Annotated in this window: 5 protein-coding genes and 1 other RNA gene; 4 read left to right on the top strand and 2 right to left on the bottom strand. The window is 43.9% G+C overall.

All coding sequences use genetic code 11. From position 1 onward, the window contains the following. Positions 1-103: 103 nt before the first annotated feature. Complete coding sequence (locus tag ACQZ43_RS15630) at positions 104-1,183, bottom strand: glutaminyl-peptide cyclotransferase (protein WP_430613621.1); 1,080 nt, start codon at positions 1,181-1,183, stop codon at positions 104-106. 87 nt (positions 1,184-1,270) lie between these two features. Between ACQZ43_RS15630 and ffs the strand changes: the two genes are divergently transcribed. The 4 genes from ffs (at position 1,271) to ACQZ43_RS15610 (ending at position 10,690) form a co-directional block, all read left to right on the top strand. Further along, positions 1,271-1,368: signal recognition particle sRNA small type (gene ffs, locus ACQZ43_RS15625), an RNA gene on the top strand. Between the two features lie 158 nt (positions 1,369-1,526). Next, positions 1,527-6,572 (top strand): translocation/assembly module TamB domain-containing protein, encoded by a 5,046-nt coding sequence (locus ACQZ43_RS15620; protein ID WP_430613620.1) that lies wholly within the window; start codon positions 1,527-1,529, stop codon positions 6,570-6,572. After that, entirely contained in the window at positions 6,565-8,865 is a 2,301-nt protein-coding gene (locus ACQZ43_RS15615) for a BamA/TamA family outer membrane protein (protein WP_430613619.1), read from the top strand. Before ACQZ43_RS15620 ends, ACQZ43_RS15615 begins: the two co-directional genes overlap by 8 nt. A gap of 430 nt (positions 8,866-9,295) precedes the next feature. Beyond that, entirely contained in the window at positions 9,296-10,690 is a 1,395-nt protein-coding gene (locus ACQZ43_RS15610) for a sigma-54-dependent transcriptional regulator (protein WP_430613618.1), read from the top strand. Here ACQZ43_RS15610 and ACQZ43_RS15605 read toward each other — a convergent pair. Next, the gene (locus tag ACQZ43_RS15605) at positions 10,687-13,122 is read right to left on the bottom strand and encodes an ATP-binding response regulator (protein ID WP_430613617.1); all 2,436 of its coding nucleotides are present in this window, start codon (positions 13,120-13,122) and stop codon (positions 10,687-10,689) included. The genes ACQZ43_RS15610 and ACQZ43_RS15605 overlap by 4 nt on opposite strands. Between the last annotated feature and the right edge of the window lie 5 nt (positions 13,123-13,127).

Below are 13,127 nucleotides of genomic sequence, written 5' to 3'. Positions count from 1 at the left end.
TTGTGGATTTTGTTTTTTTAACCCACAGCCGAAACCGTGGGTTAAGAAAACGAGCACATCGAAGAAACTGTACAGCGTTTCTTCGCAGCGCTGTAAAATATATCTAGTTGTAGATGATTTCGATCTCAAACATCTTGTCCCAGTTTTTACCGGTTACAAAAAACGTTTTGGTCTTGGGGTTGTATGCGATGCCGTTTAAGACATCCAAGTCCGGATGGTAAGTGACTAGGGTTTGTAGGCTGGACAAGTCCAAGGCGGCTTCTACAGCACCGGATTTGGGGTCGATGATCGCAATCGCGCGCTCACCGTAAATATTCGCATAGATCTTACCGTTTACCCATTCCATTTCGTTAATAGCTCCTATTTTGACGTTGTTGGTGTAGATGTTGATATAGTCGACCTCCTTAAAGGTTACCGGATCGATGATATACACTTTTTCCGAACCGTTACTCATATAGAGGTGAGTGCCGTCGTTGGTGAGTCCCCAGCCTTCCATATTCTTAAAATAAGGAATGGTTTTTTCCCGCTCTAAAGTTTCCACATGATACACATAAGCCTCGTTGTTTTTGTAGGTCAGTTGGTAAATTTTGTCGTGTAATACCGTAGCACCTTCGCCAAAAACCGTTTCGGGCAATTCTACGATACTCAGTACTTTTCCCGTTTTATAATCGACCTTGCGAATGCTGGAAACACCTTTTTTGCCCGTGCCATTACCGGCGCCATTTCCGGTGCTTTCAATCAATACATCCCCGTAAAATTCCAAGCCCTGAGTGTAGGCCTTGATGTCGTGTGGAAAAGTATTGACGATTTTATACTGCAATATTTTTGGAGTTATCGCCGAGGCCAATTCGATATGACTGCTGGTTTCGGTAGGGGAGTTGGCGTGGTATACTATAGCCTTGATCGCGATGCGACCGAATTTCTCTTGCTCCAGGGAATAGTTCAATACCTGGTTTTCCCTTGCTGTTCCGATTTTCCGGTCATTTAAAAAATAAGCCACCGAATCGATAGCGGTTTCACTTTTATTGGCAATGGTCAATTTTAAAGCATCGTTGCTGTGGTAAACCTGCTTTAATTGACTGGAGTCAATGCTAAATAAATTTTCTTCCGTTTTTTTTTTGTCTTCACACGATAAAAAAGCAGCACTTAAGGATAAGGCAATAAGAAGGTTATGTTTTTTCATTTCAATTTTATATTTTGTACAAGATACAAATCTACTTTATATCTTACAAATCACTTGCAAAAATATAAAAAGATTGTATCTTTGCACTGGCAAGTCCTACACGACCAGCTCCTATAGAATCCTCCAGGGTGGGAACGCAGCAAAGGTATGTGGTTGTAGCGGTGCGATGTAGGTCGCTTGCCATTTTTTAATCTTCCCTCGGGAGGATTTTTTGCTTTATAAGCATTTCCCTTTTCCCTTTTTTTTAACCGTATGCGATATTTTATATTAAAATTAATTATCTCAACAATTTGTACGGCTACCCATTCTTTTTTGCTATTTTTGTTCTTAAAAAGTAGCTATTTTGAAGAAAATATTCGTAAAATCGACTAAAATCATAGCGTGGATTCTGCTTTCTATTCTCTTGTTGTTTGTAGTACTGGTTTTAGTGATACAAATTCCTTCGGTTCAGAATAAAATCAAGGACCAAGCCATAGAATATTTAGAGGGGAAAATCCAAACCAAAGTAGCGTTAGAACGCATCGAAATTGGCTTTCCGAAAAAAATCGTAGTCAAAGGACTCTATTTGGAGTCCCAGCAGCGCGATACCCTGCTCTATGCCGAAAACCTATCTGTAGATATCAGCTTGTTTAAGTTGCTGAACAATACCTTGCAATTGAACGCCGTGGCGGTAGATAATTTTGTGGCCCATGTGACCCGAGATCGCGAGCAGCGGTTTAATTTTGATTACATCATCGAGGCTTTTGCCTCGGAGGAGAAGCCGGAAAAAGAATCCAAACCCTTTGTGATTTCCTTGGACCGCATCGATTTAAGCCAGATATTGGTCTCTTTTGACGACCAATACGGCGGCAATGATCTATACCTCAAACTGAATCGCTTTTCTACCCGTGTCAAGCGGTTTGACCTCGAATCTCTGATCTTTAATATACCGAAAATTGACGTCGATGGGGTCGATTTGCGCTTTAAGCGTACCGTAGTCGACCCGCTAGAAGCTGTGGTCGTACAGAAAACGGATTCCATCGTAGCCGATAAGGTTTTGGATTTGCAACTCCGCGACATCAACCTCAGTGAAATCAAACTGGAATACGACGATGCCGTTTCTGAAATGTATGCCAAGGTCGATTTGAAAAAATTGGGCTTAAGCATGGATAAACTCGATTTTGCCAATCGCGATGTCGTGATTAACAGCCTTCAAATTAGCGATACCGAAGCCCTAGTGCGCTTGTTAAAAACGAGCAAACCTCAAAAGACTGACGAAGTAACCCCCGTGGTTGTTGAGGAGAGCCCCTGGAGTTTGGCCTTGGAGCGATTGCAACTCGAGGGCCTAGCGGTTGCTTTTGACGATCAAAATGCCGCTGCCCAACCCAAGGGCATGGACTATAAACACCTGAATTTTTCGGAGCTCAACTTGGAATTGCACGATTTTCAGTTCGCGCCAAACAACATATCCGGTGCGATTAAAAGCGCGCGTATATCGGAAAAAAGCGGCCTTGAAATTCAAGAATTACGCACCTATTTTATGTATGGTGCACAAACGGCTTTTTTAAAGGATTTGTATTTAAAAACACCGCAAACCTTATTGCAACGCGAGGTGATACTGATGTATGAAAACGCCGATTCGTTTACCGATCACCTGGAAGACGTCGTGGTAGATGCGTCGTTAGTTGATAGTAAAATCGGGTTTAAAGACCTCTTGCTTTTCGCGCCCGACCTCGTGTCACAACCGCTGTTTAAAAATCATGCAGCTGGCGTGCTTACCATCGATGCTCGCGTCAAAGGACCCGTCAAAGACTTGGAGATTACCCGGTTTTTTGTCAGCGGATTCGGTTCGACATTCGCTCAGGTTTCCGGTCGAATCAAAGGCTTACCCGAAGTGGGTACGGCGCAGTTTGACCTGGATATCAAAGATTTTCAATCCACGGCAAAAGATGTATTAAGCCTGGTGCCTGTGGGAACCGTTCCTTCAAATATTCAGTTGCCCGCGCTGTTTTCTCTTCGGGGAACGCTAAAGGGGGGAATGACTAATTTCAATACCCATTTAAAGCTGAACTCCAGCTATGGCGCCGTATCGCTGATTGCGCAATTGGATCAACGCGTCAAGAACAAGGAGAAGTACCGCATCGATGCCGTAGTCAATAACTTTGATGCAGGACGCTTGATTAAAAACGATTCGCTGGGTAAAATCAGCATGAATTTGGTGGCTTCTGGACAGAGTTTTAATCCAAAAATGGCCAATGCCACCCTAAACGGGCATCTCTTGCAAGCGCAATTCAACGGTTATGACTATAAGGATTTAATCATTACAGGACAGGTCAAAGCAGGTGCGTATCAGTTGCAAACCGCGATGAACGACCCGAATTTGCAGTTTGCCGTAAAGGCCCACGGCCAGTTGGATGAAAAGCAAATGACCTTGGATATGGACGGCGATTTTGTCAAGGTGGATCTGCATCAGCTGCATTTGACCCCGGCGCCCATGGCGTTTAAAGGCGTGCTGACCGCGCGTTTTTCCGAACTGAACCCCGACCATCTAAACGGCCAACTTCAGCTGCGCGATGGGGCTTTTTCCAACGGTAAAGACGTCTTTAACCTCGGCGAGCTATCGCTCAATGCCAGGGCAGACGATACGAGTAACCTCTTGGAATTGGAGTCGCAATTGGCCAGTATTCGCGTAGCGGGTAAGTATCAACTGACCCAGCTACCCGCGGCTTTAAAGAAAACCTTTTCCACCTATTTTAATCTCGACCACCAAACAGCGGCGACGACCAAGGAGACGGCGAAACAGCAAAAGAATAAAAAAGCGGAAACCGTCCAAGATCAAGAAGTCGTAGTGGAAGTACAGATTAAAAACGACCCCATACTGGCAAAGTTCTTGCCGGATTTAAAGAATTTCGACCCGATTAAAGCCGACGGTACTTACCGATCGGGCGATGATTATATCGCGTTTCAAGTCGACGTGCCCAATGTGGAGTACGGCAAAAACAAGGTGTCCAACATCCACTTTTCACTAGAACCCAAAAATCAAGCCTTAGGCTATGCCTTTTCCGTCGATCGGGTTCAAAGCGAGAGTTTTGCCATCAACCAAGTGGTGTTAGACGGCGATATGCGCGACAATGTGTTGAATTACAATTTGGAGATCATAGATGCTGAAAAAGTGGTTCAATACGGCATAGCCGGTAGTTTGGAAACCCTGGCAGATTATTATCAGGTAAAACTACTGCCCGAAGCCTTTAAATTGAATTATGAAAACTGGGATGTGACGCCGGGAAATCAAATCAGAATAAACCCTTTAGGCATCAATGCACAGGACTTTGCCCTGTCCAAATCGGGTAGTAAAATCGCCTTACAGTCGAAATCGACCGCCTTTGACGCGCCTTTGGAAGTGAATTTTATCCATTTCGACATACAGACCTTGACCGCGATGGTCAAGAAAGACGTCACTTTTGCCAAGGGATTTATAGAGGGACAAGTAGAACTGCGCAATCTGATGAAAGATTTGGTTTTTGTGTCGGATATCAACATTACGGAATTGGAAGTGATGCAGGCAAAAGTGGGGGATTTGTCTATAGCGGTGAGCAATGAATTGCCGCATCAGTACGATGCTTTGATCGGGCTTAGTGGCCAAGGCAATCAAATGCTGTTAAAAGGCGCCTATTCCGAATTGGAAAAGACGTTTCGCCTGCAGATCAAGGTCAATCAATTGCAGATGGCGACGGTCGAAGGATTCGCTATGGGTAATATATCGAATTCCGTCGGCTTTTTGTCCGGTAATTTCGACATCACGGGCACGGTCAAAAAACCGACTGTACTGGGACAGTTTAAGTTTAATCAGGTCGGGATCCACGCGGTTCCCCTCAATGCCGACTTTAAAGACATCAATGAAACCATCGATTTTACGCCGACCGCTATAGTGTTGCACCGCTTTGAAATAACCGATTCAGACAACAATAAATTGGCGATAGACGGCAGGGTCAATACCGTGAATTACGCCGATTTTAAATTTGATTTAAGCGTGGTGACCGAAAACTTTAAAGCGATTAATTCCACCGAAAAAGACAATGACTTTTATTATGGCGACCTGTATTTAGACGCCAATTTAAAAATTAGTGGCGACCTGAATAAACCGGAAGTAAACGGAAAGTTGGCTATAGACAAAAACACCAAGTTTACCGTGGTGATGCCGCAACAGGATCCCTCCATTGCCGATCGAGACGGAATCGTCGAGTTTATCGATCAGCGCGATCAGCGCTTGTTGGAAACCGTAGAACTGCAAAACAAGGTCAATGAATCCGATTTAAAGGGTATGGAAGTATCGGTCGACATTCAAATCGACAAGGAAGCCGAGTTGATTTTGGTCATCGATAAGACCAATGGCGATATGCTAAAATTAAAGGGCGAAGCGGTACTTACCGGAGGAATCGACCCATCGGGTAAGACGACTTTAACCGGTAAATACGAGTTTTCTGAAGGGTCTTATGAGATGTCGTTTAACTTTATAAAGCGAAAATTCGACATTCAAAAGGGCAGCAGCATTGTATGGACGGGTGAACCCACTTCGGCCACCTTGGATTTAACGGCGATCTACACGGTCAAAACCGCGCCGATTGATCTGTTGGAAAGCCAGCTTTCGGGCCTAACGCCTATGGTAAAGAATACCTATAAGCAAAAGATTCCGTTTCAAACCTTGTTGAAGATGAAAGGGGAGTTGCTCAAACCGGAAATCAGTTTTGACATAACCTTGCCGGAAAACAACAACTCGGTTTCTTCGGATGTCTTGGCCAATACCAAAGCCAAATTGGAGCAGCTGCGCTTGCAACCTTCCGAGATGAACAAACAGGTATTTGCCCTATTGCTCTTGAGTCGTTTTGTCGGCGAGAATCCGTTTGAAAGCGAGGCCGGCGGAATGAGTGCCGAGTCGATGGCCAGGCAAAGTGTCAGTAAAATCTTATCCGACCAGCTCAATAATTTAGCGGGTGACTTGATCGCTGGGGTGGAGATGGACTTTGACTTGCAATCTACCGAGGATTACAGCTCCGGTGAAAAGGAAAACCGCACCGACTTGAATGTGGGGGTGTCCAAGAGGATGCTGGACGACCGTTTAAAGGTAACGATCGGCAGCAGTTTCGGATTGGAGGGTAGCGAGCGTCAGAATGAGCAGTCGACCAATATTGCAGGCGACTTGTCTGCGGAATATATGCTGTCAAAAGACGGGCGTTATATGCTGCGGGCGTATAGAAAAAATCAATATCAGGTGGCTTTACAAGGTCAGGTAATCGAAACGGGCTTAGGGTTTATCATCACGATGAACTACGAGCACTTTAGAGAGCTCTTTGAGCGCAGTAAAGAGAGAAAAACATTGAGACGTCAATCAAAAAAACAAACAGATGAATAAGGTTTATCAACGGATTGGAGGACTGCTTTTGCTGATTGCAACGCTGTATTCGTGTAGCAATACCCGGTATTTAAAAAACGGGGAACTCCTCTATGTCGGTGCCCAATTAAAAGTAACGGACGATTCGCTGTCCAAGAGTCAAAAAAAGGAACTGAAAACCAGTTTGGAGGAATTGGTTCGGCCCAAGCCCAATTCGAAAATTTTGGGTCTCCGCCCCAAATTGTTTTTTTATAATTTAGCTGGCGAACCCAAAAAAGAAAAGGGAATTCGACACTGGATGCGCAATAAACTCGGTGAGGCTCCGGTGTTGTTTGGCAAGGTCGACCTGGAGTATAATCAAGCAATTTTATCGAATTACGCCGAAAACCAAGGCTTTTTCAATACGCGCGTCTACGCGGATACCCTGGTTAAAAACAAAAGGGCTACAGCGGTGTATACCGTCACACCCCAAAGTGCATTTATAATTCGAAACATCACTTTTGTTTCGGACTCCACCGCCGTACAACAAGAAATCTATAAATCCAGACGCCGCAGTTTGCTCAAAAAGGGGCAGGCCTTTAACTTGGAAGTGGTTAAAAATGAACGGGTGCGCATTGATTCGCGCTTAAAGGAAAAGGGGTATTATTACTTTAACCCCGACTATCTCTTGGTTCAAGTAGACAGTACCGTAGGAAAAAACGAAGTCGATCTTTTTGTAAAAGTCAAAGAGACCACCCCAACCGTTGCCATGCATCCCTATACCATCGATCAGGTCGTGGTTTTTGCCGATTACTCCTTAAACGAGTCCGATGTAAAGCAGAGCTCGTGGGATACCATTCAACCCTATCACGATTTTATTATCGTGGACCCCGATAAGCGTTTTCGACCGCAGATATACGACCGCACCCTCTATTTTAAAAAGGGCGATTTATACAACCGTTCCGATCATAATTTATCGCTCAACAGATTGGTCAATCTCGGTACGTTTAAGTTCGTAAAAAATCAATTTGTCATCGCCGATTCCCTCAATCACAAATTGAATTCATTCTATTATTTAACCCCCGAAGAGCCCAAATCCATTCGTTTGGAAGTGTTGGGTAAAACCAACTCGGCCAGTTATACCGGAACGGAGTTAAATGTCAATTGGCGCAACCGCAATTTCTTTAAGGGAGCGGAATTGTTTGCGGTGTCTGCTTATGGTGGGATGGATTTTCAAATGTCGTCTGCCAACAAGGGCTACGATGTGTATAAGTTTGGTACCGAAGCCAATTTGATTTGGCCGCGAATCATCGCCCCGTTTAAATTTGAATCATCCAGCGGTTTTGTACCGCGGACCAAGGCGACCTTGGGGTATGAATACCAAAACAGAACCAAGCTATATGCCTTGCATTCCTTTAAGGGGTCGTTTGGTTATATGTGGAAGGAAAACGTCAAGAAGGAACACGAGTTAAACATCATCGACATCAACTATGTCAGTCCGGAAAAAGTAAGCGCGTTGTACGAGCAGGAAATTGTGGGCAATCCATCACTTCAACGCGTTTTGGACAAGCAGCTGATATTTGGGCCAAAGTATTCGTATACCTATACCAATACGATGCAGAAATTTAAAAAGAATACCATTTACTACAAAGGGGTCTTGGATTTGTCGGCCAATTTAACCGGATTAATAATGAATGCCAACGAGGAGGAAGGCGAACAGAAATCCATATTGGGAGTGCCTTTTAGTCAATATGTCAAGGTGGAAAACGACTTTAGATATTACCGACGCCTCACGCGCAATTCACAGTTGGCTACGCGCATCGTAGCCGGAATCGGGGTGCCTTATGGAAACTCCGATCAGATGCCGTTTATCAAGCAGTTTTTTGTGGGCGGAACCAATAGCATTCGCGCTTTTAGATCGCGATCTTTGGGTCCGGGTAGTTTTAATCCGACCGAAAATGCCTCGGGATTCTTACCCGATCAATCGGGTGATATCACTTTAGAACTCAATGTGGAATACCGCGCCAAATTGTTTAGCATCGTACACGGTGCCTTATTTGTAGATGCCGGTAATATCTGGCTCCTGCACGACGATGTCGATAAGCCCGGTGGAAAGATATCCAAGGATTTCTATAAAGAACTGGCCGTAGGTGCTGGTTTTGGATTGCGATTCGACATCTCTTTCTTGGTTATTCGAACCGATTTGGCTTTCCCAATTCGCATTCCGTACCTGCCCGAAGGGGACCGATGGACCTTGGATAAGGTCGATTTTGGTGACAGCGGCTGGAGAAAGGACAACCTGATTTTTAACTTAGCGATCGGTTATCCCTTTTAAATCCAAAAGTATTGTGGAATATTTCTACAACTGTGGAAAATATACGCTGCTTTGTAAAACAAGCTGTTAAAAATTAACTTTTTTTAAAATATTGATTAGTAAGGTATTGACCGGTTTTTATGGCTTCATCGCTGTTATGGCACGATTTTGATAGTATATCTAAGTGTAAAAGTGTTATGAAAATAGTTTTTTGTTTATTTCCAACCTGTCGGTAAGTTAACTAAAAGACATTGCTTAGAAAAAGAAAATTAAGTTACCACTGAAAAAGGTAACGCAAAATCGTTAGTAAGGTGATGAAGAGAAATCTTCACGCAAAGGGAGGCTTTATGCCTCCTTTTGTGGTTTAAAAGGTTTTTTCTTAATTCGATATGGGGACTTATGCGATAAAAAACACTAAATTTGTTGCTAAAGAAACAAAAATAAGTTTTGTATGAGCCATAAAATACTAGTGATTGATGACGATATTTCCTTTTGTATCATGTTGAAAACTTTTTTGGAAAAAAAGGGGTTTGTTGTAACCAATGCCTTTAATTCAAGAGAAGCGGAAGTGTGCTTAAACAAGGAGAATTTCGACGTAGTATTGACCGATGTGCGCTTACCAGACAGTGATGGTATTGAGTTGCTCAAGGCGATTAAACAACGATCTGCCGCGACTCAAGTAATCCTTATGACGGGCTACACCGAAATTAAAACTGCGGTGAATGCGATGAAACTCGGAGCGTTTGACTATGTGGGGAAACCGATTAATCCAGACGAAATACTGTTTACGATACACCAAGCTTTGGATAAGAAAACCACCAGAAACACCGGTTTAGCTGATAGTGAACCCCAGGGTGATAAACCGGCAAAACCGACCGCAAAGAGCTTGGAATTTGTTCAAGGAGACAGTCAGGCATCTGCCCAATTACACGAATACATCGATTTGGTTGCGCCGACCAATATGTCGGTGTTGATCATGGGAGAAAGCGGTACGGGTAAGGAGAACATAGCCCATTCCATACACCTAAAGAGCAAGCGGGCACAGAAACCCTATATTGCAGTAGACTGTGGGGCTATACCCAAGGACTTGGCTTCTAGCGAGTTTTTCGGACATATCAAGGGATCTTTTACCGGGGCGATTAACGATAAAATAGGTCATTTCGAAGCCGCAAATGGCGGAACGATATTTTTGGATGAAGTGGGAAATTTGTCCTATGAAGTTCAAGTGCAATTGTTGCGTGCCCTACAAGAGCGCAAGGTTAAACCCGTGGGTAGCAATAACGAAGTCACGGTGGATATACGCGTTATCGCGGCTACCAATGAGGATTTGCAAAAAGCGGTTAAAGACGGTGAGTTTCGCGAAGACTTGTTTCACCGACTCAATGAATTTGGCATACAAGCGCCGCGTTTAGCCGAGCGTAGAGAAGATATCTTAACCTTTGCGCAGCATTTCCTAAATCAATCCAACAAGGACTTGGAAAAGCAGGTAGATGGATTTAGTCCAGAGGTTGAAGCCCTGTTTCTGAGTTATGATTGGCCGGGCAATCTACGGGAGATGAAGAACATCATCAAAAGATCGGTATTGCTCAGCAAAGAAGAGACCATTACCAAGAAAGTACTGCCTGTAGAGATGTTTGAAGCTAGTGAAGAGCGCGCCGCTCAGCAGGTGTTTAACCAAGAGCACCAAGAAGAGGATTTAAAACTGTTTTCTTCGCGCAATGAGGAGCATGCCATACGCACAGCACTTGAAAAAGTGAAGTTCAATAAAACCAAAGCTGCTCAATTGTTGGGAATCGATAGGAAAACGCTTTACAATAAAATAAAATTATACGATATCGAGCTCTAACTGAGCTCGATTTTTTTTATTACTCGCATAACCTGCTCGATTTGCTCTCGCAACTCGTCTATATACTTTTCCAAATCGGCGGCTGTTCTGTATTCCAATTGATAATCCTCTATAGGTTCCAATAGCGGAATAACACGGCTTATTTCCAATTGCCTAAACATGGGGAGCATCTTATGTGCCGTATCGCTTAGGGCATTTTCATCTTTGGCCGCAGCTGCTTGGTAGAGGTCGGTAATGTTGTCTTGGGTACTGTCTACAAAAATTTGCAGTATATTTCTCATTGCCGCTTGATCATCTTGTAAAAACGGTCGCAGTCCCTTTAGCGAGTAGCCCTCTTGGATGTCGTTGGGGTAGTGGGGCGCTTTTGGAAGCGGCGTTTCCGCTTGACCCTCGTTCCAAATGGCCAATATCATCCGCAGTAAAATATCGATTTGTATGGGCTTGGGATGCGAATTGGTGAAGCCCAATTCGATGAAATCCTCGGCACTTAAGTCGCGTTTGCCCGACAGGGCAATCGTCGGAATCGACGCGAAATCCGGATGATTCTGAAGTAGGGTAATCAACTCAAATCCATCGACTTTGGGCATCTGTATATCGGTCAGTATCAAGTCATACGAATCCTGTTCCAAGGTCTTGATAATCAACGACGCATCGTTTAATAGGGTAACGCCTTTTACCAAGGGTTCAAAAACCTCTTTCATCAATTGCAACTGCAGGGTATCGTCGTCGATAATCAGCAGGCGTTTGTCTTTTAAAACGTGGATATCGGTAGTCGGAGATTCCTCCTCCAATTCCGAAATGTTTTTGTCGGAGGCCACGAGCGGAAGGCGTAAGGTAAACGTAGAACCCTTGTCGAGTTCGCTGGTTACAGTGATCGAACCATAGAGCAATTCCGCAATGCGCTGCGAGATATTAAGCCCCAGTCCGGTACCGCCAAATTTTTTCTCGATGCCTTTGTGGGCCTGTTTAAATTCCTTAAAAATGTCGTCAATTTGATCGGGGGCTATTCCGATTCCCGAATCGGTAACGCCGATTTCCACCCAATCAAAATCGCGGGTAACCGCTATGGATACCGTACCCTCTTGGGTAAACTTGATGGCGTTGGTGATTAAATTGGTCAAGGCCTGCTTAATGCGGTAGGGATCCGATACGTAATTCTGATCAAGCGATTCGTCTACCGTCCATTCTAAGGCGATGTTTTTGTTTAGCGCATTTTGTTTTAATGGCAGGCAGGTTGATGCGATGAGCTCTTTAAAGTTAAAAGTCTTTTGTTCGGTGCGGATTTTATTGTTTTCCAACTTCGAAAAATCGATCAAATCGTTGACCAAGTTGACGATGTATTGAGAGGAATATTGGATGTTTTTGATGTAGGCCTGCTGCTTGTCGGTCAAAGGCGTTTTGTTCAACAATTCTGTAAATCCCAAGACCCCTCCAAGCGGGGTTTGTATATCGTGAGTAACCGTGGCCAAAAGCATGGTTTTACTGCGTAAAAGCACTTCTTTTTCGGCGTTTAATTTCTCCAATTCGTTTCTATAGCGCTGGGTCTGATTGAGGTCGTTTAGGATAATCCACCCCAACAATACCACGGTAATCAAAGCCGAAGTTCCGATCCAAGCAATATTTGTAGTGGCATTGCCAATAATCGTTCGAGACTCGCTTATTTTCTCGTAGGACGCCGTAAGTATATTGTGTTCAACACTTTCTAGTATATAGCGCAGCTGGTCGGTGAGGTTTTTGTTTTCTTGCAGTAACAAATGCTCTTTCTTAAGCAGTTCTTGTTGTACGATGGTCTCCTTTTTCGCCGCTTGCTCAAAAATGCGTTCCACCGCTTGTGCAAGCGAGTCCGTTAATCCCGGTTGGTTGATGGTGGTTTTAATCGTATCGGATTCGGCTTTCCACGCTTTTACCATGCGCCCCCACAAAGACCTTTTCTGCTTTTCGGTGCTGTGAATAATCGGTTTGCTGTCTTTTTCAATCTGCTCCTTGGCTTGGTGTATCTGATTAATCGCAAAATCATAGTTTTCAGAAGTGTTCATCTTTTGTCTAAAGAGCACAATCTCGTCAAAACTCTTTTTCTTTTTTTGCAACAATTGCTGGATCGTATCCAATTTAAAAATTAATTCGGGCGTCTCCACATCGAGTTTAATCAGCTCTATTTGGTGGTTTACGCTATCTAATTGACGGTGGTATTTTTTTATTTCGGACGCTTTTCCTGTCAAAATAGCACTCCGACTGGAAGCCTCGGACGAGTAGAGATTGTTGATTGCACTGCTGATCATAAAGATTTTGTTGCTCTCTTCAATCACACTTTGCTCGGGTAAAGTAATCAATTTCATCTGTCGGAAAATATAAGCCCCTGAAAATAAGGCCGCACCAAACAATACGACGTAAACGATAAGGATTTTAAACTTGATGGACTTCGAATTTTTCATAGCAT

Source organism: Flavobacterium sp. JP2137 (genome assembly GCF_050562195.1).
GTDB lineage: Bacteria > Bacteroidota > Bacteroidia > Flavobacteriales > Flavobacteriaceae > Flavobacterium.
The sequence above is the reverse complement of the archived record's forward strand: the minus strand, read 5'-3'. Positions and strand labels throughout refer to the sequence as shown.

Coding starts and splice junctions, on each gene's coding strand:
- ACQZ43_RS15630 (WP_430613621.1), bottom strand. CDS start 1,183: ATGAAAAAACATAACCTTCTTATTGCCTTATCCTTAAGTGCTGCTTTT.
- ACQZ43_RS15615 (WP_430613619.1), top strand. CDS start 6,565: ATGAATAAGGTTTATCAACGGATTGGAGGACTGCTTTTGCTGATTGCA.
- ACQZ43_RS15610 (WP_430613618.1), top strand. CDS start 9,296: ATGAGCCATAAAATACTAGTGATTGATGACGATATTTCCTTTTGTATC.
- ACQZ43_RS15605 (WP_430613617.1), bottom strand. CDS start 13,122: ATGAAAAATTCGAAGTCCATCAAGTTTAAAATCCTTATCGTTTACGTC.